14 protein-coding genes, 5 tRNA genes and 1 riboswitch are annotated in these 23,118 nt (G+C 36.1%); of the genes, 15 read left to right on the top strand and 4 right to left on the bottom strand.

Annotation, left to right across the window (positions count from 1 at the left end):
- Positions 1–259 precede the first annotated feature (259 nt).
- Complete coding sequence (locus HXT51_RS00735; protein ID WP_421776785.1) at positions 260–3,052, bottom strand: class I SAM-dependent DNA methyltransferase; 2,793 nt, start codon at positions 3,050–3,052, stop codon at positions 260–262.
- A 134-nt stretch (positions 3,053–3,186) separates the two neighbouring features.
- On the opposite strand from HXT51_RS00735, the gene HXT51_RS00730 reads away from it, so the two are divergent.
- Complete coding sequence (locus HXT51_RS00730) at positions 3,187–3,960, top strand: DNA-binding protein (RefSeq protein WP_421776542.1); 774 nt, start codon at positions 3,187–3,189, stop codon at positions 3,958–3,960.
- A gap of 88 nt (positions 3,961–4,048) precedes the next feature.
- Positions 4,049–4,807: a hypothetical protein gene (locus tag HXT51_RS00725; protein ID WP_421776541.1), complete on the top strand. Its 759-nt coding sequence runs from the start codon at positions 4,049–4,051 to the stop codon at positions 4,805–4,807.
- Between the two features lie 14 nt (positions 4,808–4,821).
- On the opposite strand, the gene HXT51_RS00720 is transcribed toward HXT51_RS00725, so the two are convergent.
- Together HXT51_RS00720 and HXT51_RS00715 are read right to left on the bottom strand one after the other, a co-directional pair.
- Complete coding sequence (locus HXT51_RS00720) at positions 4,822–6,219, bottom strand: hypothetical protein (RefSeq protein WP_421776540.1); 1,398 nt, start codon at positions 6,217–6,219, stop codon at positions 4,822–4,824.
- Between the two features lie 178 nt (positions 6,220–6,397).
- Positions 6,398–6,985, bottom strand: a complete 588-nt coding sequence (locus HXT51_RS00715; RefSeq protein WP_421776539.1) for a hypothetical protein — start codon at positions 6,983–6,985, stop codon at positions 6,398–6,400.
- 441 nt (positions 6,986–7,426) lie between these two features.
- Between HXT51_RS00715 and HXT51_RS00710 the strand changes: the two genes are divergently transcribed.
- The 11 genes from HXT51_RS00710 (at position 7,427) to HXT51_RS00660 (ending at position 17,175) form a co-directional block, all read left to right on the top strand.
- The gene (locus HXT51_RS00710) at positions 7,427–9,682 is read left to right on the top strand and encodes a KAP family P-loop NTPase fold protein (protein WP_421776538.1); all 2,256 of its coding nucleotides are present in this window, start codon (positions 7,427–7,429) and stop codon (positions 9,680–9,682) included.
- A 428-nt stretch (positions 9,683–10,110) separates the two neighbouring features.
- A tRNA-Gly gene (locus tag HXT51_RS00705) sits at positions 10,111–10,183 on the top strand.
- A 28-nt stretch (positions 10,184–10,211) separates the two neighbouring features.
- Positions 10,212–10,282: transfer RNA gene (locus HXT51_RS00700), tRNA-Cys, on the top strand.
- Positions 10,283–10,316: 34 nt separating this feature from the next.
- Positions 10,317–10,388 (top strand) — tRNA-Val (locus HXT51_RS00695).
- A 40-nt stretch (positions 10,389–10,428) separates the two neighbouring features.
- Positions 10,429–10,501: transfer RNA gene (locus tag HXT51_RS00690), tRNA-Val, on the top strand.
- 315 nt (positions 10,502–10,816) lie between these two features.
- Positions 10,817–10,906: riboswitch (TPP riboswitch) on the top strand.
- A gap of 199 nt (positions 10,907–11,105) precedes the next feature.
- Positions 11,106–12,347 carry a hydantoinase/carbamoylase family amidase gene (locus tag HXT51_RS00685; RefSeq protein ID WP_415705711.1) on the top strand — a complete coding sequence of 414 codons (1,242 nt, stop codon included), beginning with the start codon at positions 11,106–11,108 and terminating at the stop codon, positions 12,345–12,347.
- A gap of 326 nt (positions 12,348–12,673) precedes the next feature.
- The gene (gene allW / locus HXT51_RS00680) at positions 12,674–14,158 is read left to right on the top strand and encodes an allantoin permease (RefSeq protein WP_421776537.1); all 1,485 of its coding nucleotides are present in this window, start codon (positions 12,674–12,676) and stop codon (positions 14,156–14,158) included.
- A gap of 1 nt (position 14,159) precedes the next feature.
- On the top strand, positions 14,160–15,536 hold the full coding sequence (gene allB, locus HXT51_RS00675; protein ID WP_421776536.1) for an allantoinase AllB: 1,377 nt from the start codon (positions 14,160–14,162) through the stop codon (positions 15,534–15,536).
- Positions 15,537–15,596: 60 nt separating this feature from the next.
- Positions 15,597–15,794 carry a sulfur carrier protein ThiS gene (gene thiS / locus HXT51_RS00670; protein WP_415707576.1) on the top strand — a complete coding sequence of 66 codons (198 nt, stop codon included), beginning with the start codon at positions 15,597–15,599 and terminating at the stop codon, positions 15,792–15,794.
- A complete protein-coding gene (thiF, locus tag HXT51_RS00665; protein WP_421776535.1) occupies positions 15,795–16,418 on the top strand; it encodes a sulfur carrier protein ThiS adenylyltransferase ThiF in 624 nt (207 codons plus the stop codon). It abuts the gene before it with no gap.
- The gene (locus HXT51_RS00660; RefSeq protein WP_004108959.1) at positions 16,408–17,175 is read left to right on the top strand and encodes a thiazole synthase; all 768 of its coding nucleotides are present in this window, start codon (positions 16,408–16,410) and stop codon (positions 17,173–17,175) included. The genes thiF and HXT51_RS00660 overlap by 11 nt, the downstream gene beginning before the upstream one ends.
- Positions 17,176–17,465: 290 nt before the next feature.
- Here the strand turns inward: HXT51_RS00660 and adhP are convergent, their stop codons facing one another.
- Positions 17,466–18,476 (bottom strand): alcohol dehydrogenase AdhP, encoded by a 1,011-nt coding sequence (gene adhP, locus HXT51_RS00655; RefSeq protein ID WP_103084239.1) that lies wholly within the window; start codon positions 18,474–18,476, stop codon positions 17,466–17,468.
- A gap of 312 nt (positions 18,477–18,788) precedes the next feature.
- On the opposite strand from adhP, the gene HXT51_RS00650 reads away from it, so the two are divergent.
- Positions 18,789–18,864: transfer RNA gene (locus tag HXT51_RS00650), tRNA-Gly, on the top strand.
- 449 nt (positions 18,865–19,313) lie between these two features.
- Entirely contained in the window at positions 19,314–23,063 is a 3,750-nt protein-coding gene (locus tag HXT51_RS00645; protein ID WP_421776534.1) for a tetratricopeptide repeat protein, read from the top strand.
- Positions 23,064–23,118 lie beyond the last annotated feature (55 nt).

The raw sequence follows: 23,118 nt of genomic DNA, 5'->3' as shown, positions 1-23,118 counted from the left end.
ACACTTCCTATAGTGAAGTAAGCTTGTCGCACATATAGAATTATAGGCGAGTTATAGTCAAAGAAAAAGCGAAAAGCTCTAGGTTTTATGCCTAGAGCTTTTCCCGCCGACCGAGTACTCCCAATCCATTTGTTCTAATAGTCTATCATTATTAATCAAAAAACGGTTAATAATTTTTTAAATGATCACTAAACATAAATCCTGACTTGTAGAAACTACAGATTGGTTCTTTGTTTTATTCAGTTTATTTATATTAAATTCATTCCTTAGTCATACGAATATAGGATTTGAAGAGAATTTCTAGTCGCTCGTCGTTATTAGTGCAAGGCTTTGTAGCACCAAAAGCAACATCTACTATTTTATCTAGCTCGTTGTGAGCTTTGCGCAAATCTTGAGGCATGCACATTGGATCATATAAGTCTGCTAGGGATTGGCCTGTGTGATTCGCGCGCGCTTGTAGTACTGCTTTACCTGCTTCAATAACTTTTGCTCGCATATCACTTGTAAGCTCTGGAAGTGGAAGATTATTCCAAACGACTGTGTTGGAGAAGTTACAATCATTTTTCAATCTGCCGCCAACAGCTTTTTGCCAAGTCATAAACATAGACGATTCTATAATTGCAAAATTAAATCCATCTGTGTCTATGCAGGTATAGATTTTATTCCCAGCAATAATATCTGAACTATACCAATCACATGTAGCGTATTCTCGTTGACTAGTGAACACACTCGGAATAGCTAAATATGAACAACTAGGTTGATGGTTCTCTCCAAACAACCACGGCGTAGAAGCATATTTTTGTGTAGCCTTACGTGTTGATTTTAATCTAATTTCTCTTATCTTTTGTATTCGCTTATTAATAAAACTTGACATGCGCATTTCAGCAGGCTCAGCGTCAACAAGCCATAAACACCAGCGTTCAATATTATTAATAAGTTCTTTACCCATACGGAAAGGATGCACATATTTAGCAGCAATAGGATCTTTCATTGCTTCATCATATTCTTCATCTGTGTTAAGAAGTAAATTCCCACCATCTAATGGCATAGAACCAAAGTTAGCAAGTGAAAGATTCGGCGATAATGGCCCTTGTTTTTGACTTCTTGCGTTTACGAATACGTCTTGTGCATCAATAAGATATCCATTAATACGCTTAGGATATGTCAATATTGGGTCACCATTAATCTTCTTATAATAATATAGTTTTGGAGTGTAATTATTTACATGTGTAAAACCAATGATTACAACATGCACATTCGCATTATCAGTAGATTGTGCATTCCAAGCAAAAGTTCTATGCGCGAATAGTATATTCCAACCGTTTTCCTTAATAATATATTCAAACAACGGAGCAACTTGCTGACCTTGAGTAATACTATTAGTTGACACAAAAGCAAATTTTGCTGAATAGTTAAATCGCAAATATTGAACAGCTTTAAAATACCAACCAGCAACGTAATCTAAATCTCCGCCTTTAGATTTTCCGCATACATTTTCTAAATCTTGCTTTATTTGTTCAGTTCTTTGCTGATGCCCCACAAATGGCGGATTTCCAATCACATACGAACACTTATCTGCAGGAAGCAAATCATTCCAGTCGTATTGCAAAGCATTTGCTCTAACAATATTTCCTGAATCATGCAAAGGAAGATGAGGCAAAGCACATTCTGCAATACTTTCGGTATCGTCTAAAGCTTGCTGCTCAGCAATCCACAATGCCGTTTTAGCAACGCACACCGCAAAATCATTAATCTCAATACCATGGAACTGATCAATACTTACTTTTATGAGGCTATTTTTATCTCCTAAATCAACGTAACCTTGACCACTAAGCATAAGCTCAATAGCTCTATTTTCAAGCTTTCTTAAGCAAAGAAATGTCTCAGTCAAAAAATTGCCTGAACCGCAAGCGGGGTCTAGAAACTGAAGGCTTGCAAGCTTATCTTGATACTTCTCAAGTTTATTTTTACGAACTTTTTCAGAAATTGCATGATCATTTTCAATTTTTGTAAGCTCATTTGTTAATTCGTCTAAAAATAGTGGATCGATAAGCCTGTGAATATTCTTCACAGTAGTGTAATGCATTCCGCCTTTTCGTCGCTGATCGTGGCTTAATGTTTCTTCCATCAAAGAGCCAAAAATAACTGGGCTGATTGTATGCCAATCAAAATCATCTCCAGCCTGAAGAATAGCATATCTAATTGGCTCAGTAAGCTGCGGAATCTCAATATTTTCACGGAACAATCCACCATTTACGTAAGGAAACTGTTGTAACTCATTTTCAAGATATCTATCTCTATCTTTTTCTTTAGTATCAAGAGTATTAAATAAGTCAATAAGTTTCCTGCGAAGATCGCTAGCTTGCGCGTTATGAATATAATTACTGAAGATATGATTCGTAAACAATCCGGCATCTTCAGCATATAAGCAAAACACTATACGAACAGTTAGCAATGCTAAAGAATGATGTTCTTCTTCACTATCTGGATTTTCATACTGTTCTTCTAGTTCGTTGTGCAAGTCAGCTACTAATGATCCTGCCTTTTCAGAAAGCTGTTTTTCAATATAATTGCGCGAACGGTTCTCGCTAAAAATATTACGAAATACTGTTAAATGTTCAGCAAGCTTATCTAACGTAAATTCTTCAACTGGTGACTTTTGTGCTCTAGGATCTTTCTCAAGATCATAAAAACGAAAAGTATTGAAGTTACAGGTACAAATAAAAGTAGGTTTTTTACTAGGCGGAAGATTGTCGGAATATCTAACAGCTTGCTCAGCTGGAGTAACAGAATCACCTTGACGTTCTTCAGGCTTATCAAGATCAACATTCTTACTTTTTTGCTCAACGAGAAAACTAGAATCAGGGCACAGCATATCAATGTACCCACGGTTAGCAGTACGATACTCAAACTCAGTATTGTTTATTGCATCTGGAACATCCAAAACATTTTGCATAAGGTCAAGCCAAAACTTCTGCGTTTCCTGCTTTTCATCGCCGCGACCTTGCCAGCGCTCAATAAATTCTGTTGCCTTCTTATGCTGATCTGCAATATTCATGAGTCTATTATCTAACTTGCTAGGGATTATGTGCTTATTGTTTTAAATTGCGCATAAAACCGCCTACATACCCAACCGCGCGTATCAAAACTGTTTCCTTAACGCAACAATTTTGATACACTTGTGTTATGTCTATTTTTGTGAATGATACTCTTCTTACGCGTGAGGAAGCTGCATCTCGGCTAGAAGTTAGCACTCAAAGAGTTAGCGCATTATGCTCGAATCATTTACTAACAACGTACACATTTGGAAGTAGGAAGATTTTAATTTCACTAGATTCTGTAAATCGTTATAAGCAACAAAACTATAAAAGCGGTAGAGCATATGCTCCGTCATCAGCTTTTGCAGCATTGTTTATGCTTAGCAGTTGTGAAGTTTCGTGGATCAATAGGCAGCAGAAGCATCGTATAGAAGCATATTTGCGTTCGATTACTCCACAAGAGCTTGTTAACCGATCTAAAAATCGTTCGAAGACGATTGAATATTGGTGCAGAAAATCGCGTCTAGTAGAACTTTCCAATCACTTGATACTTTCTGCAGCAACCGGAAATATGCGTTCACAATTCCAACTTACGCAAAGTGACAAAATAGAAGGATATGTAAGTAGCAATAATTTAGAAGATTTGGTAAATAAATTTCATCTTAAAAATAAAGAAGACGGAGCGGACAGTTCAATAATCAACGTTAAACTTCGCATTATTGAAGATTCTAAAGTTTTCGATTTGATTCGCCAAAATTCGTCTTCGCGCATTACTGAAGACACTCGAGCAACATCGGCAAAATCCTTTATGCCGATCGCAGTGTGCGCTGCAGATTTGGCTGAATCTCTTGACGTTCGCGAGCGCCAATCAGGATTAAACAAGCTCTCGGAACTGCTTACTGAATACAATCTAGCAAAATAAGATTTAGTCACACGATAAATTAATAAAAAAGAATCATACCTTTTGCTAAAATCTAGAAACAATATTGGGGAGTTTTTGGGGGAATTTAATGATTGGCATGAGTGTACCTACACGCACAGTTGAAATTTCTAGTAGCACACATCCGTGGAGCACGATATATGCACTATCCAAATCGTGCGATAGTTCACTATGGCTTTTAGCTGGCGGACTTATGGTTCAGTTACACGCAATAATGAATGGAATTACAGCACGTCCTACCTCTGACGCTGATTTATTGATCGATGTAATTTCTAATAAGGATAATGTTCGTAAAGTTTATAACACTCTAAAAAATCTGGGATTTGCACTACAAACTGGCTTAACTGGATACGCAACCAGATTAAGGAATAACAAAAATGATGTTGTTGATGTGCTAATAGCTGATCATACTCCCAAAAAGCTATTAGGCTTTTTGAATATCTTTAATACTCCACTTTTATCCATGCCAGGCGGAGCTCAAGCAATAGATCGAAGCATGCTAGTAATGCTTATTGATAGACATGAAAATAGTGAAGCAATGCTAAGAATCCCAGATTTACTTGGAGCGCTAATATTGAAAAGTGCTGCATATAAGGCAGATAATATGGGGGACAGGGAAAAGCATTTGTATGATGCAGCTCTAATAGCATCTTTAATAGACGATCCAGATTCTGAAGCTAAACGATTGCATAGTAAGAATGATTATAAAAGATTAAGATTTCTAAAATCAAAACTTACTAAAGATTCAATATACTGGGACGCATTAGATGCAGAACATAAGTTAAGTGGCTTAGATGCGCTTGAAACTCTCACAGAACACGCTATATAACGTTTAAAGTTGTTTTATATAGATGTCTCATTGTATTTAAATATGTTCGAATTAAGTCTTTTAAGCATTGTCTGTAGATCAACTCCAAGCTGCTTGCCAATCCACAATCTAATAATATTTATAGAGCAAATATTAATTCTATACATTTTCTCATAATCTTTTGGAGTTTTTTCCATATTTTTGTTAGCATCAGCATGTTTATTTTTCTTATAAATATCATTCGTTTCTTTTGCCCAATCAAAATCTTCGATATCTATTGGAAAGCATTCGCCAAATTCGTCTTTTATCGCGTGTAATGCGCACGTAAAACATGCCAATCCACCGTTTTTGTTCATTCTATCTTTTTGTCCTTTGCTTTTTATTATTCCCAACCCAATATCTTCCAGTGCAACACCTAAGATTATATTCACAGATTCAACTGGAAGATTATTTTGTTCTTTTGCTATGTGAGATATTATTCCCATTGCTCTTCCATATATTTGCAATAATTCAAACCATTTTTCTATTCCATAAATATTAATATCGTCAAAATCAAACAAGAATTGTTTATTATGCTTTTTATCAATGCTTTGCGCATGAGCATTTAAATGATGAAGAACATGGAACCATTTTACTGTTAAATCATTGCAAGTATTATTGTTTTCCACACCTACTTCCATTTTTGAAAATTCGCATCGCTCTAATTTAGATATAGAGATAAGATTTAAAATCCACTTATGAATTGAAATATGCTTTTCCCAATTCAATTCAGCTTCACTATCAGTCTCAATAAATGCTTCTTCTGTAAAGCTTACAATACTGCCATTTTTTGATATTTTTCTTACCTGCTGATCGATAGCAAGCGACAGACTGATGAGTGATTTATTGCTTTCATTTGGCGTTGAATTTATTTTGCATAACTCTTTGCTACTAGATTTTTTAATATCTATTTTTATACTTTCGCCATCATCGGAAAGATTACTAACGCTAATTCCTCCCGATGTAAACCAATCATATAGGTTTGAACAACTTGTTCGCAAATTACTTATTTTTTTGAATTGTTTTTCATTCGAACCAACGATTATGTAGTCGCATGTAATTGTTCCAATTCCAATTTGACGCATTACATTCGTAGATGATTTTACACATCTACATCCAACTAATGTATATGTCTTATTTGGAGATAAAACTTGCAAAATATGAGGTATAGGCAATCTATTTATTATTTCATCTCCTGCATCAGAGTTTACATGTATAACGTTATTTCCTAAAAACCACCTAAAAATTTGACCACTAAGCTCTTTGAATAATACAGACAGTTCGAATTTCATTCCGTTATCATGTAGCATAACTACAGTTTCAGAAGAATCATTATTCTCTGTCTTCAAAAAACCAAGAACTGGTTTAGTTAAATCAAGACTTTTATCTTCCATAATCTCTTAATCTCCAACTAAGTTTCTACTTTTAATGAGAATATTTTAATATACAAATGTAAATGACCATAATTTATTGTTTGCAATTTTAGTACTATAAACCAATGCAGCAATTGATAATTTCGCTTGAGAATATTACGCACCTGTGTATCAAAACTGTTTCCTTAACGCAACAATTTTAGCCATTGTATTTTTTCTGGTCTTTTAACACTGCACTCTTTATACATCTTGGACATTTGCATTTATTACTAGCAATATTGAGTTTATATTTATCTTTTATAAAATGGGGATTGATTTGAATAAAGTTGTCACCTCGTGGGCTAGTTGGAATTATTAAAGTCCAAAAGTACATTCCTGAAATATTTGAGTATTGAATAAGAAAACAATATTCATGAACAGTTAAACAATCATCTGGGATATATTGAATGTCTTCTTTTTGATTTTGAATTAAATTTGGCAAAGTACATATATGCGCTACATTCATGTAATTAAAACTATTATCTAAAGGAAAATTAATTTTGAATAATTCAATATCAGTTGCAGCTTCCATTCCTATGTTACGCACAATCTGTTTATTTAAGTCAAGTTCAACATATGAAATTTTATTATTCTCAGGCAATATATATTGACCAATTTTATCTAATCTAAAAGCGCGGAAAATAAAATATAAGCCTGTAATTAAAAGAGAAGATGCAACTGAAATAATTATGCTATTTACCAAATTATTTAAGTTAATGTTAATGCATAATGACTGAATGCTATTCAAAATATTCTCTCAATTCTTTAAAGCCTTATTTTATTTATATTACAATCTAAAATATCAGTATTGCAATGAAGGCTGTAAAAGTACTTAATTAAGTTACGTAAACTATAAACCTATTGCTTTTATCATAGGAAAGATAAAAGTATTATAATATCGAAATTAATTGCTGTGAATATCTTCTGAACTCACGTAGAAGAATCTGGAACGTAACTGTCTTCTTTTTTATTGGTCAGGATTGTAAAAGCCATAACATTGATTTTCAATCCGCAATGCTCTATCTTCCAGTTTGCGTTTTATGCGATAGCATTTTCAAAATCTTTGGCTTGTAGCTCAATTTTTGAAATACGTAATATGTAAGGATTAGCCAAAGAATAATTTGTATAAATGATTAGAATGTAAATTATTATACGAAATACTGAAATTGCAAAAGTAGGGAGAAGGCATATGGGCTACGTCGCTGATAAACCTATTGAAAGAGCTGATGAAGATTTATTGGGAAGATCTGATTTTGCGAAACAATTTGGAAAATCGATTTGCGAGTATGATAGCAAAGATGGTCTTGTAATCGGTTTGTATGGAAAGTGGGGTAGCGGTAAGACATCTATTATTAACATGGCAATATCCGAGATTCCAGTAGACGAAAACGAAGCCCAAAAAGCAGAAAAAGAAAAATGGTATTCAAGAGTAAACAAAAGAATCAAAAAAATTTTTACTTCACAAAAAACTGAAGAAGATCAAAATCATAATCCAATAATTATTAGATTTTCGCCATGGAATTATTCCGACAAGAACAATTTAATCAGTTTGTTCTTTTATGAATTGAAGAATAAATTAGGTGTAGCTAAAGACGAAGAGAATAAAGAAAAAATCGGAAAGGCTATAAGTCAATATTCCGATATTATTGACGTTTTATCATTTGTTCCAGTAGCTGGGCCTGCAATTGCTCCTATATTGAAAACTATTTCCAAATCAAAAGGAGCTAAATTGATGCAAGCTCCTAGTTTGAATGACGCTAAAGAAAAATTGTGTGAGGCGCTAGAAGATTTTAACCACAAAATAATTGTTTTTATCGATGATATAGATAGATTGACTACTCCTCAAATTAAAGATATTTTCCAATTGGTTAAACAAGTAGGCGATTTTCCCAACATAATTTATGTTCTTACAATGGATAGGGAAATTGTTTGCGATGCTTTGTCTGAATGTAACGATATTTACGGGTATGAATATTTAAAGAAAATTGTTCAAGTTTCTTTTGAAGTTCCCGAAATTGATAAATCGCTACTGCCTGAAATCCTAAAAGATAGACTCAGCAGAATTATACACAAAAATGATTGCGAAGAAAAATTTGAAAACAATAATTATTTTGAAACAGTACTTGAAAATTGCGTGAATCCATATATCAAAAATATAAGAGATATTAATAGGTTGCTAAATTCTTTCCAATTCAAATATGGCGCTTTATGTGAAGAAACATCATTTGTTGATTTATTAGCCATTACTGCAATAGAAATCTTCGAGCCTAAGTTATATGAATGGATCTTTAACAATAAAGATTTAATTTGTCGTGGAGATATTAATTCTTCATTACTAAAACAATTTGGATTATCTGAATATATTGAAAAATGTAATCAAGAATTTGAAAGTTTGGGATTGTATAACAAAATGGCTTTTGATATTGTTTCAATTCTGTTTCCCACATTTGCGTATGATACAAATCATAAATTAATCAATGAAGATATATCAGAATCAGAACTTATTAGCAGGAAACGTATTGGATCTACAAAAACAATAGGTTTATATTTTAGCTTTAATTTATCTGATATAAAAATTCCAAGAGAAGAAATTATTAAATGCGTGAACAGTTATAGTAAATTAATACTTTCGCAAAAGGTTAGCGAATTTAATAAAAATGGCAATATCCTATACTTTTTGGAAAATGTAGACTCATTGTTTAGAGATAACAAAATATCAAATAATAGATTCGATTTAATTGCATATGTTTTATTAGGGCTTCAAAATGAATTTGTAGATCAAAGTAGATTAGCAGATTACTATTCAAATAATATTGTAGTCAATATGATAATTTCTATTAAAGAAGAGGAAGTACGTTATGAAATTATCAATTTCATTGTTGAGAATATTGATAAAACTAATATTGCAGCAAGGTCTATTCTTCTTAATCAAATAGTTCAAGATTGTAGAAAATCTGACGATGAAGATAAAAATTTGCAAATTATAACTCTTGAACACCTAAAAAATATTGGAAAAATTTATGTAGAAAAAATTAAATCAATCTCAAATTCTAAAAACATTTTAAGTATAGCTGGATTGGATAGAATATTTTGCTTATGGAAAAAATTAGATAGTGAAAGTGCTGAAGAGTACGTTAAAAATCTGTTTAAAGATGATGTAAATAAGCTTAAATTCTTATGCTTAACAACATATAATAGTTCAATGGACTGGAAATTTTATTCAGAGAATTGTCTTGATTTTACTTCTGAACAAGAATTTTATGCTTCTATAAAAAATTTTGATAAAAGTCGATTAGATGAATTTACTAAAGAAGAACAAATAAAATTAGCGTCGTTTGTACTGAATTATGAAAATAATAACGGCGATTTTGACCATGTTTATGATAGAGAAGCGTTGCAACTTATAGAAAAGTGGAAATCTGAAAGTAACATAGCAAAGAAATAAATCATATTGGGCACTAGCACACTGCAGTTAGTGTACAATATTTTTGCCGCTTACCCTATTGGGTAGCATAAAGTATAGGAGTCTTCCTGCGTTGAAAGTCGGCTTCATGCAGTCGGTGATTTACTCACCTTAGGCGTTGTGTGGGCTCCTTTATTTGTTGGCTTTCAAAACAGTAACAATGCACTAGTAATGCTCAATCGCGGCTATTTATTACTGCACAGTTTGGTTTTTGTATTGGAAGGCAGGCGAACTACTATAGACTGTCGAAAACACCAAATCAACTGGTGAAATAAACAAAACACAAGCCAAAACTGTCGAAAAACGCACACAAAACGACACGCCAAAAAACACAAAGCTTGCATTTGTAAATATTTCGGGTATAGTAGTTACTCGTGCTTCGGCGCTGACATTGTCAGTAAGAATGCATCGCGGACATAGCTTAGTTGGTAAAGCGCGACCTTGCCAAGGTTGAGAGCGCGGGTTCGAGTCCCGTTGTCCGCTCTAGGTCCGATGAGTTATTCGACCTTACGGTGGGTTAGCCAAGCGGTTAGGCAGCGGCCTGCAAAGCCGTATAGATGAGTTCGACTCTCGTACCCACCTCGAAGTTAGAGACTTAGTTTCTAGCATCACAACCGGGCGGTTGGCGCAGTGGTAGCGCACTTCCCTGACACGGAAGGGGTCACAAGTTCGAACCTTGTATCGCCCACTCGAAAGGAATGCCTTTCACGCATAATTAAAAAAATTTTGGGTGATTGGCGCAGCGGCTAGCGCACTTCCTTCACACGGAAGGGGTCATAGGTTCGATTCCTATATCACCCACAATATGTTCGCAGTGTAAAATCGCTGCGTTTTTTGTTATCTGGCTATTTTTTTATTTTCTAACTTTCATATGAAAATTTTTTGCATGCGAACACAAATGTGGCCCTAAGTGGAAGCAATATTTCATAGCAGTCAACCAACCAACCAACCATCCAGCCAGTCAGTCAACCAGTCAACCAACCATCCAGCCAGTCAGTCAATCAGCCAACCAACCAACCAGCTAAGCAAGCAACCAATCATTTCTTCACAGAAACACACATACTAATGTTCATTTTGAGTTCATTTAATATCGTGCTATACTCATCCGAGTACAAGTGAAAATTGCAGGGGTACTGGAAACAGTTGAGAAACACCCTTTGAACCTGTTTTGTTAAGACATGCGTAGGGAGCAATTACAGTAAGTGATTTCTTTCTATCACGATTTTCGTGATATCTTGCGTTGCCACAGAGTAGTAGCAATTACACGAGTATCAACTAAACAATTAAAAAAAACTAAAAACCAAACACCAAAACTAAAAACCAAACACCAAACAAAAAACCAAAAAAATATCCGCCTGAATATCACTTTTGGGAAAACTTGCACAAGTGAGGAGGAATACTGCACATGATTGATAGCAGCATAAGTGCTGAAACTATAGAATCAGCCATAAGCTGGCTTGCAGGATTCACAGAAAAACCAGGAGAGCAAGGAGTTACTCGACCTCTTTACACAAAATCTTGGAAACAGGCTCTTTTTTCTCTTCGTCAACGATTTGAAAAACTCGGTATGACTGTAGAATTCGACCAAGTTGGAAACCTAATTGCAACTATTGAAGGATGTGAAAAGCCAGAAAGCATAATAGCTTGTGGCTCGCATATTGACACAGTGTCAAGAGGAGGCCGTTTCGATGGCCAACTTGGAATAGTTGCAGCCTATTTAGCAATTAAGAATTTACTTACTAGATATGGAAAGCCAAAGAAAAGTCTTCGCATTATCTGCTTAGCAGAAGAGGAAGGCTCACGTTTCCCATACGTATTCTGGGGTTCAAAGAATTTCTTCGGACTTGCCAAAAAAGAGGACGTAGAAAATATTTGCGACAGTGAAGGTGTTCCTTTCGAAACAGCAATGCGTGAAGCTGGGTTCAATTATCAAACAACTCAACCTAAGTTCGCAAATCTTGAAGCCTGGATTGAGCTACACATTGAGCAGGGACCAACGCTTTACAGCAATCACGAAGATTTAGGTATTATCACTAGCATTGCCGGTCAGCACCGTTGGGATATTCATCTTAAAGGCGTACAAAATCACGCTGGCACAACAATGATGTCCTACAGGCACGATGCAGTAGATTGCATGTCTCATATAATCGCCAAGAATCTTGACAAAGCTAAGCAAGCAGGCGACCCACTGGTACTTACTTTCGGTAGAATCAGCGTAGTTCCAAATCAAGTAAATATTGTTCCTGGAGAAGTTACTTTTTCAATGAACTGCCGTCATACAGATAAAGCTTTTCTTGATAAATTCTTGCAGGAACTTGACGAAGATATTCACGAAACTGCCAAGTCTTATGGAATTACAGCGCGGATTGATAAGTGGATGTCTGATGATCCTACACCACTTAGCGACGATATTATTAATCTTTTGAAAGATCAAGCTAATGAGCAAGGTTATGCGTACAGAGTCATGCATTCAGGTGCTGGTCAAGATACGCAAATTTTTGCTCCGTTTGTAAAATCCGGAATGATTTTCGTTCCTTCAAAAGATGGTATTAGTCACGCTCCAGAAGAGTACACAGATCCACAAGACGCTGTTCACGGAGTAAAGCTTTTACGAGATGCTCTGCATAGTTTGGCTTATGAGGACTAACTAAAAAACCAACTAAAAAGATAACGAAAACCAAACAAAAACCAAAGAAATAGAAATCTAGAAAGGACGCAAAAGGCATATACGATGCAAACTTCACTGCTTAATTAATCGCAGCGAAGAAAAGTGAATATCGAATGAGAGTACAACGCTTATTCACGAATAAGAGGCTGATACGAAGGGGCGCACCACCACGGGTACGACATCCTTTCGTATCTTTTTTATTTTTGAGCAAAGTTGCGATTATTACTTTCAAAAAAACTCAAAATAAAAAACTCAAAACACAAAAAAGAATCAAATATACAAACAAGAAAAGTAAGGAGGTGCGCATGCAAATTAGTAAACTGTTACAAGATGAGCCAGTAGATAACAAAAACTTGGAATGTTACCGCGAGCGCGGCTACACTAACGAAGATTTACTGCCAAAGCCGCAAGAAAAACGCACAATGAGCGCTCTTAATTTCTGCACTTTGTGGATGCAGTCTGTACACAATATTCCTAATTATGCTGCAGTTGGCGCGTTCCTTTTAATGGGATACTCTCCAATTTACGTAATGATTGGTATCATGCTTGGCGCAATTCTTACAGCAATTGTCATGGTTGCTAACGGTGTTGTAGGTTCCAAATACGGCATACCGTTTTCAATGCATTTGCGCGCAACATACGGAAAAGCAGGCGCTCAACTACCAGGATTCCTCAGGGGAGTAGTTGCTGCAATATGCTGGTATGGAATTCAAACATATATAGGTGCGAAAGCTTTAGAGATTCTAGTTGGCAAAATTTGCCATGGGTTTCTTACGTTTGGAAACGAAATACCATTCGTAGGTTCGCACATACCTATTATTATTTGCTTCGCAATATTTTGGTTGCTTAATTTGGCGATTGGTTTAGGCGGAGGAAATACTCTTAATAAGCTAACTGTAGTATTAAGCCCACTTATTTACGTTGTTTTTGGTTGTATGAGCGTATGGGCTATTAGCTGTGCTGGTGGATTATCTGCAATCATGCAATATCGTGCTACTGTTCAAGCGCCAACTAATTACGGTCTTGGTCTTTTCATGATGATGGTTGTAAATTCTGTATTGGGCGTGTGGGCTGCTCCTGCCGTTTCTATTGCTGATTTTACGCAAAACGCAAAGTCAACTATGGCTCAACTAAAAGGTCAAATTGCTAGCTTCTTGCTGAGTTACGCGCTTTTTGCTTTTACAAGCGTAGTTATTTTAGTGGGCGGATCGCTTTTTTACCATGAAACTATTACAGATGTTCTTGTTATCATAAACAAGTGGGATAATCTTCCTGCAATTGCAATAGCTACTGGGTTGCTTCTACTTACTACAGTTTGCACAAATGCTACTGGCAATATTGTTCCTGCAGCATACCAGCTAACTGCTTTAGCTCCGCGATTTGTAAATTATAAACGTGGCGTAATTATTGCAGCTCTTGTAAGCACTGTGCTAATGCCGTGGAAGTTTATGGCTAATATTACAGGATTCTTAAATCTTATTGGTATGCTTTTAGGTCCTATTGTAGGTGTTCTACTTGCTGACTATTACGTAGTAAAGCACACTCATATTGATCTTGATCAAATTTATTACGATACAAATAGTTCGTCAAAATCTGCTTATTCTGGAACTAATTGGATATCTTATACTGCTACGATACTTGGTCTTTTATTTGCTCTTTCCGGGCAGATAATTCCTATATTTTCACCACTTACGCAAATCTCATGGATTGTGGGATGCGCTGTAGGATTCGTGTGTCAAATATTACTATCAAAAGTTTTTCAGTCAACAATGGCTAAAGAAAGGAAATAATATGAACTACGATGTAGTAATCACAAATGGTTTGGTTGTATTCGATAATGAAGCAACTAAAGCAGATATAGCAATTAAAGATGGCAAGTTTGCCGCTTTTGGAAGCAACTTTGCAGCCGATAAAACTATTGACGCAACTGGTTTAATAGTTATTCCTGGAAAAGTTGATTCTCATGTTCATATTAACGCTCCAGGCGGAGGCGTTCGCGATGATTGGGAAGGTTTTGTAACAGCAACTTCTGCCGGCGCAAAAGGCGGTATTACTACAATGCTGCAAATGCCTTGCAATCAAATTCCTGCTACTACTGATGGAAAGTCATTTGAAGCAGTGCTTGAAGAAGCCGACGGAAAGCTCAAGGTTGATGTTGGTCAAACTGGTGGCTTGGAACCACAAAACCTCAATGGCGGAATATGTGAGCAAGATAAGCAGGGTGTTGTTAATTACAAGGCCTTCCTTGGCACTACCGGCGACAAGGATTTGCAAGTTGATTTGTATAATTGCGACGATTACTCCTTGTACACAGGTATGCAGCAGATTGCTAAAACAGGCAAAATTTTGATTATGCACTGCGAAAATGCTCCTATTACCGATCAGCTTGGAAAGAAAGCTCATCAAATGGGAGCTAGAAAACTTTCTGAGTTCGTAGCAACCAGACCTGTTTTCACTGAAGTTGAAGCTATTGAACGCGCCTGCCTTTTTGCTAAAGAAACTGGATGCAGAATTCATATTGTTCATGTTTCTTCACCAGAAGGCGCTCAAGCTGTTGCTGATGCTCGTAAGAATGGCGTTGACGTAAGCTGCGAAACTTGCAACCATTACCTGTATTTCGATACTTCTGAGCTTGACGAGATTGGAAATATCGCTAAGTGCACTCCGCCAATTCGTGACAAGGAAAACCAGAATGGCTTGTGGGAAAAGGTTTTTGACGGTTCTATTAACTTCATTGTTTCCGACCATTCGCCAGCTCCTCTAAGTTTGAAGCAAACTGATGATGCTTTCACAGCTTGGGGCGGTATTGGTAGCGTTCAAAATGATGTTGACGTGTTCTTTGATGAGGCTGTGCAAAAGCGCGGAATGTCGTTAACTCAATTTGTGGCATTGAATTCTAGCAATTCTGCAAAACGCTTCGATTTGAAAGGAAAAGGCAGCATACGTTTGGGTTATGACGCAGATCTTGCATTCATTAAACCAAATGCTCCTTATGTTCTTAAAGCTGAGGATCTTGAGTATCGCAACAAGTTCAGCCCGTACGTTGGTCGCACTATTGGCTGCCAGGTGGTAAGAACTTTGCTTCGCGGTGAAGAAATTTACAGCAAAGAAAATGGTGTTTGCAAAGACTTTAAAGGCAAGTTTATTCTTCATCCAGCTAAGGATTAGGTAGAATATTTAAACGTAATATTTAAAGCTTAAAGCATATTCTACAGAAAGGAGGTAAGTGTGCTGAAACTTAATCACGATACTGTGGATTATGTTGAGAACGAGAATTTACTTAAACTACTTAAGCGCGAAGGTTACGACAGTACTTTTGTTGCAATAGAAGTTGATGGTGAATTAGTAAAACGCAAAGATTTTGAAACTTTCATAGTTAAAGATAACGCAAAAATTGAAGTATTTAGCATTATGGGAGGAGGATGAATGGAAAGTGACGATATTCGCGCAAAAGTTCTTAAGCGTCAGCTAAAGGAAGATAATGATTTGTTTGCGCAACAATCAGTTTCAATACTTGGCTGTGGCGGTTTGGGATCAAATATTGCGTTTATGCTTGCGCGAGCCGGCGTAAAAAAGTTGTTCATTTACGATTTTGACAGTGTCGAGTATTCGAATTTAAACCGTCAAAATTATATGATTAACGAAATTGGACAACACAAAGTGTCTGCTACTAAAGCTCGACTTAATAAAACTTTGCCGTATGTTGAAGTGGAAGCTTTTGTGCAGAAAGTTACGCCGGAATCATTAGATGAGATTGCTGAGCGCTCCGACTTGTTTATTGAAGCATTCGACAATCGCGAATCGAAATCAATGGTTCTTGACTATTTCATGAATCATCCTAACAAATATATTATTACTGCTTCTGGCTTATCTGGACTAGGAGATATTAGGAACGTAAAAATTAAGCATCTCTCAAACGTGTGCTTAGTGGGTGATTTTGAGTCTTCTCCTGAAGAAGGCTTGTATTTGCCTTATGTTTCGATTATCGCGAGTTTAGAAGCCTTAGAAGCGCTGAAATGGATAAAAAATGGAGGAAATTATGGAGAATGAAGATTATTTAGAATTAGGTGGTAAGAAGTTTACTTCTCGATACATTTTGGGTTCTGGAAAGTATTCTGAAGAACTTATTGACGCAGCAGTAAATAGTGCTAAAGCTGAAATGATTACTGTAGCAATTCGCTATAGTGAGAAAGCTGCAGGAATTTTAAAGCATATTCCAGAAGGCGTTACCATTTTGCCTAATACTAGCGGATGCGTAACTGTAGAGGAAGCAGTTAACACTGCTCATATTGCTCGCGAAATGGGTTGCGGTAACTTCATCAAGCTTGAGATTATTCCTGATCGCAAGTATTTGTTGCCAAACAATGAAGCTACTTTGCAAGCAACAAAGATTTTGGCTGACGAAGGCTTTACTGTTCTTCCTTACATGTATCCAGATTTGTACTTTGCTAAGGCAATGCGCGACGCTGGCGCTGCTGCAATTATGCCTCTCGGCTCTTTGATTGGCTCTAACAAGGGTCTTGAAACTAAGAAGTTTATTCAGCTTATTATCGACGAAATCGATCTTCCTGTTATTGTCGATGCCGGCATTGGTGTTCCAAGCCAGGCTGCTGAAGCAATGGAAATGGGTGCTGCAGCTGTAATGGCAAATACTGGAGTTGCTACTGCAAACGATATTGTGCTTATGGCTAAAGCTTTCAAGCTTGGTATTGAGGCAGGACGCGCAGCTTATCTTGCAGGCCCTGGTCGAGTGCTTGAAAAAGGTGCAACACCATCTTCTCCAAAGCGCGATGACGAAAGCAAGTAAGCAAGCAAATAAAATAAGTCTTCAAGTTAAAACACTAAAAATCTGAAACAAGTAAGCCTTACAAGTGCATCCAGTGCTTGTAAGGCTTACTACATACACAGTCCAAAAAATTAATGGCCAAATCCAATAGGGAAGTGGCCATTAATTCATATCATGTCTTCAGTTATATTCTTCTATCTATCTAAATATTCAGCACTTAATTAAGCAACAGATTAATATCCTTTAAGCTCCAGGTTTATATAAACAATTCAAAAATCATAAATCATTTATATTAAACGAGTTGTTTTTACTCAGTGCGAAAGATCGATTACCATGCGTCCACGAATCTTGCCTGCAAGCATCTCATCGAAGATATCATTAATATCTTCCATCTTACGCATGTGGCATTGTGGAACAACCTTTCCTTCAGCACCAAACTGGAATGCTTCCTCCAAATCCTTACGAGTACCTACAAGAGAACCGACCAAGCGGATACCGTCAAGTACCAAACGAGGAATGCTTAACTCCATATTCTCAGGTGGGAGACCTACAGCTGCAACAGTTCCGCCAGCGCGTACTGAATCAACAGCTGCGTTGAATGCCTCCTTATTAACGGCGGTGACCACAGCGCCGTGAGCACCGCCGACCTTCTTCATCGCAAATTCAGCAACATCTTCTTTAAGCGGATTAACGCACAAATCTGCGCCATACTTCTGTGCAAATTCAAGCTGACCCTCATTAATATCAACAGCAATAACATGAGCGCCAAAAACATTCTTAGCATATTGCAAGGCAAGATTGCCTAAGCCACCAAGTCCAAAGAGAATAAGCCATTCTCCAGGATGTACTCCGGATTCCTTAATAGCTTTATACGTAGTAACGCCTGCACAGGTAATAGAGCTTGCTGGAGCTGGATCCAATCCTTCAGGAACTTTTACAGCATAATCTGCTGCAACAATGCACTGCTCAGACATACCACCATCAGCAGTATAACCAGCATTTAAAACGCTACGACACAAAGTCTCACGACCTGTAGTGCAAAACTCGCAATGTCCGCAACCCTTGAAGAACCAAGCTACAGAAGCGCGATCACCAGGCTTAAGCGTAGTAACTCCAGGACCTACTTCGCGTACAACACCAATTCCTTCGTGTCCAAGTACTACACCAGTTTTATCTCCAAAATCCTGGTTCTTAACATGCAAATCAGTGTGGCATACACCGCAGCACTCCATATCAAGCAAAGCTTCACCGAACTCTAAAGGTCGCAATTCCTTCTCAACGACCTGAGCTTTCTTATCCTTGGTAGCAACAATAGCCTTCATAGATACCTCCTCGTTCTATATCACATTGCTATTTTGTTCTTTTATAGCTTTCGTTCTTTCATTGAGCGAAACCACTTTTTTATTCTACATTACTTTTTAATTTTTTTCATAGAAAAATCAAATTATAGACAAAAATTATAAATATTTTTATAGTTAATGATAATAATTCTTATTGTATTTAATAGCAGATAATTTTACAGCTCACAACACTCCGTAAAAACGCTACTATGTAGCCAAAAAGTAAAAATAAAATTTTATTCGATTCTTCAACTTGCAATTGCTTAAAAATAAAGCTAATATGTCTACTTGTTTGCGGACATAGCTTAGTTGGTAAAGCGCGACCTTGCCAAGGTTGAGAGCGCGGGTTCGAGTCCCGTTGTCCGCTCCATGTGAATCTTAAGCGAATATGTCCCATATTTCGCTGAGTTTTTTTATTCGCCATTACATATCTTAAGCGCATGTGCAAGCTTTGAAGTAAATCCCAAATTAATCCTAGATAATTCCAAAATATCAATATATATAAAGACATCAAAATATATAAAAATACCAAAAGCGACAAAAACACGGGTTATAGGCAAAAACACTGAGTCATAAACAAAATAGATGGTTATTACCAAAAAATAGAATCAGCCAACATTCAATGCAAGAAAAATAGTTTTCATATATACTGCTTATATACAACTTATATACTGAATATAATGTTACTAGTGTGAAGAGTGCATAAAGTTACATGTGGCGTTAAAAGAACAAAGGTAGCATGCATTTCGCATGACTTAGAAGATTTGGAAGACTTAGAAGATTTAAAAGACTTGGAAGACTTAAAAGAATTGGGGGATCATGACAGACAAGATGCCACTGAACGATAGAACAACTGACACAACTGACCTAAATTACTCGACTAATCACTCGTATCAATCAAACAATTCAACCGATTCAAACGATTTAGACGAATCAACCGAATCAACTTTAAATAGCGGTTTAATAAATGTCCCTCGTTTTGCTAAAAAACACATTCTTAATGATATAAAAGGCCTTCCAGAGGGCATTTCTTATGGTTGGATTCATTACGATAATAAATACGCAAAATCGGATGAATCAGAAAAATCTATTTTTAACAACAAACCTTCTAAACCGATACTTTCATTAGGCTTATTTGAAGATAAAAATAAAAAATTTAGACAACTAGCAATAGCTGATTATGAAGGTCGCGTATACGTTGGAAACGACATATCTGTTGAAGATACGTATAACAATTTCCCATCTGTTTCCCTTATAGAACAGCAAGAAATCACACTTAAAGATAAATCTCGCTTTTACGGAAGAAACACTCCTAGTAGCTTTAATACTTTATTGGAAAATATTAAAAAGTCTTGGAAAGAAACTTACGATCCTAAAAGCGAAAATAATATATATTTTGAAGATTATAAAAGCACAAAGAAAATGGGCAAAGAAATCGAGGATATGCGTATAAACTGCCCAGAACTCGTTCATGAAGTAGAAAAAATATCGAAAATATTTAATACTCCTTACGTATACAAGTATCCGTTCTATGACGATAATGACGATGATTGCATTGATGAAGATCAAATTGACGAAGATGACTGCGTAATTACAGGAAGCGTTAAAAACTCTAACATAGGTATAGAAAACGATACGGAAAGCAACGCAGAAAACGATAATAAAGCACAAACAAAAGACGAAAGAGCAACAAGAGCGAAAACAACAGATGAAAACAGCGTAAAAAGCACTAATTTTGAAGAAAAATCACATACTTTTCTTGGAAGAATTAAGTTCTTATTACAAACATTTTCTAGATTGAAAAAAGAATCTTCTTTAAATGCTTTATGCGGAGATGTTGTTATACAGTCATCGCCGTTTGACGGACTACATTGGGCTGCTTCATGGCTTTCAACAAGTCTTAATAACCACAGAACTTATACTATTGAACAAATTCGTACGCCTTTACCTGAGTCCCTAAGGCATAATCTTTCTTATCAAGACGCTATAGCTATTGCATTTTTTGCTACTTATCTAATTCCTGATCTTTCAGGTTCATTAACCAGTTTTGGAGTTGAAAATATATTCCGCCGACTCCAAAAAGAAGCTCCTCTGTGCGCTATACGAGGAAGTGTTAAAGATATAAAGAAAGCTAGATACTCTGGTCTTAGATATTCGGGATTAGAAGCTTATTACGAACGTTTAATGCACGAATCAAAAGCACTTAAACCTATTAGATCACTAGAACAACATCATGGAGCTGAAACTCTACATTTAGATAAGTCGAAAGTTTCCAGGAACTATGTTATTTCTTGGGATAATGCATTAGATCCAGAAACAGCAATCACGGTCCTAAACATTGAAGGCGCCTTAAACAGAATAAATACTATTAGTAATTACTTGGAAACAAATGCGTTTAATGGAGATAATCTAACTGAGGATGAAATAACTTTCAAGCAGGCAGCACAAATAGATATAGCACTACTTGAAGATCCTGCTTTTTCTGCTTATCCAGATCTTTTTAAAAATCTAGGAGATCCACTTAACGACGATAAAATCAAGCCTATTGAAGCTATATGGAAGCATATTCGTCAAGAACGCAAAAAAGCAATGATTCGTGACTATAAATCTAATAATGAATGGTCATATAGGCAAAGACTTTCACGCTTGATTAAAACAATGTATACTCCGTTCAGATTTGATGCAGACTTCCGATCAAATATTGAAGACGGAAATGTTGCTATTGGTTTCATGGCAACGGAATCTTCTGTTATGCCTAAAAGAAAGTATGACAAAGCAAAAAAGCATTGGGTCAATTTAAATGATTCAGATCGATCTGCTATGTCAACAGAATACAATTTGCGACTTGGAATTATTCTAGCAACCTTAGCTTTTGCTGCTAATCCTGCAATACAAAACGTATCAGTGCGATTGGATTCTATTGGACTTGAAGATATGGTAGTAGCAAACAACAATGCTATAAACAGACTTTTAAGCCGTACTATTAGCGCTCTTAATAACATGATGAATCATGAAACTCCATCAAAAGGTGAGCCTAAAGATGGTGACGTTCATGGTAATCCTGATCAAATTCACGATTCACAAAATTTTGATTCGTCAGAAGTAAATCAGAACAATCAGAATAACCAAGCTAACCAAGCTAACCAAAATAACCAAAATAACCAAAATAATTTAGCTAATCAAATTAATGCGACCATTCAAGATGCACAAAAAGATGAATCTAATCAACCTATACAAATAGAAAAGACACGCAAAACCTTAATGACCGTGAACTTTGAAAGGCAAAAATTCGTAGAACATCTGCGTAAAAATGGCTTGCGAAATCCAATAAACACATATCGCGAATTTTGCGCAAATATTGATATAGATGAAAATCACGCTTTAAAACCTGTAGAGCCTACATTTGATTTACGCGATACATGCTTTGCTCCTCGTGGCGCGCAAGAAGAACCAGAATTTTCAGATTCAGTGTTTGATAGCAATATTGAAGATTTGTTAGGAACATCTACATCTCAAGGACTTGCAATACAAAGAGAAGATTTACTGCAGCAAGCTGTTTCTGATTTCCATCATATTTCTTCAGAATTAATGCCTACGACTGCCGAAAAAGCACGTATGGCAATGAGCATAATAAACGATATTGATGACCCAGAATTAACAGAAAAAGCGGAAATAATAACTAAAGCAATTATTGACGAGGAACCAATTCCTGAAATCACTTTTAATATTTCTAAGGAAATTCGAAATACGCAATTAAAAGCTCATAATCAATTTGAACGCGGGGAAGTTACAAGCGGAATCGAAGAGTATGAGAAGAAAATAGCATATTACGATTCAATGTTTTCAGAAGGAAAATCTATACCTAGATATTTCAATTCATATGCTGAAAGAGTCATATATAATCGCATGTTCGCAAACAATAACGAATCAATGCGTTTAATTCCAGATGGGTTATTCTACGCTCATATGGAATTAGCTGATATTTACTCACAATTGCATGATAGTAATAAAACTTTGCAACACTTGCGCACTATGGTCTCATACGCTCCTACATATGCGCTTTCGCACTTACGCTTAGCTACAGAATTATCAAATAATGAAGATTGGGATTCTGCATACGCAGCTTGCTTAAACGCTTTGCGAGTATCTTTGGATCAAGATGATGCAGCATTTGCATATTATAGGTTAGCTTACACAGAATGGATGAGAGATAATTTTTACAGCGCTTTAGCAGCGTATAAAATGGCCGAAAATATATCCCCGGATAATATTGGAACTCTTCAAATTGAGAAAAACGAGCTTATATCACGCATGACATCGCAATGCATGCCTATACCTGAAAATACAAATGATATTAGTAAAATTCTCAAAGAGAAAAACATACCGGAATGGCCTAATACAAACGCACATTCTATTATTGATTCTGCCGCGAAAAGTACTGTAAACAGTGGAATGTTCGTTATAGCTAGAACACTGTGTGTAGCATCTGCGCGAATGAAATACACTCAAAGCGATAATGAAATCAACAATGCTACGCAAATGCAATTTTTACGTTCACTAAATGCATAACATTACAAGCAGCGATTATCATATTATATAAATGATGGTTGCGATTTGTTTAATT

The sequence above is a fragment of the Gardnerella sp. KA00255 genome, assembly GCF_049244095.1.
Taxonomy (GTDB): Bacteria; Actinomycetota; Actinomycetes; order Actinomycetales; family Bifidobacteriaceae; genus Bifidobacterium; species Bifidobacterium vaginale_F.
This window is presented reverse-complemented; position numbering and strand designations above follow the sequence as displayed.

Coding starts and splice junctions, on each gene's coding strand:
- thiF (WP_421776535.1), top strand. CDS start 15,795: ATGGAAAGTGACGATATTCGCGCAAAAGTTCTTAAGCGTCAGCTAAAG.
- HXT51_RS00730 (WP_421776542.1), top strand. CDS start 3,187: ATGTCTATTTTTGTGAATGATACTCTTCTTACGCGTGAGGAAGCTGCA.
- adhP (WP_103084239.1), bottom strand. CDS start 18,476: ATGAAGGCTATTGTTGCTACCAAGGATAAGAAAGCTCAGGTCGTTGAG.
- allW (WP_421776537.1), top strand. CDS start 12,674: ATGCAAATTAGTAAACTGTTACAAGATGAGCCAGTAGATAACAAAAAC.
- HXT51_RS00720 (WP_421776540.1), bottom strand. CDS start 6,219: ATGGAAGATAAAAGTCTTGATTTAACTAAACCAGTTCTTGGTTTTTTG.
- HXT51_RS00710 (WP_421776538.1), top strand. CDS start 7,427: ATGGGCTACGTCGCTGATAAACCTATTGAAAGAGCTGATGAAGATTTA.
- allB (WP_421776536.1), top strand. CDS start 14,160: ATGAACTACGATGTAGTAATCACAAATGGTTTGGTTGTATTCGATAAT.
- HXT51_RS00660 (WP_004108959.1), top strand. CDS start 16,408: ATGGAGAATGAAGATTATTTAGAATTAGGTGGTAAGAAGTTTACTTCT.
- HXT51_RS00725 (WP_421776541.1), top strand. CDS start 4,049: ATGATTGGCATGAGTGTACCTACACGCACAGTTGAAATTTCTAGTAGC.
- HXT51_RS00645 (WP_421776534.1), top strand. CDS start 19,314: ATGACAGACAAGATGCCACTGAACGATAGAACAACTGACACAACTGAC.
- HXT51_RS00685 (WP_415705711.1), top strand. CDS start 11,106: ATGATTGATAGCAGCATAAGTGCTGAAACTATAGAATCAGCCATAAGC.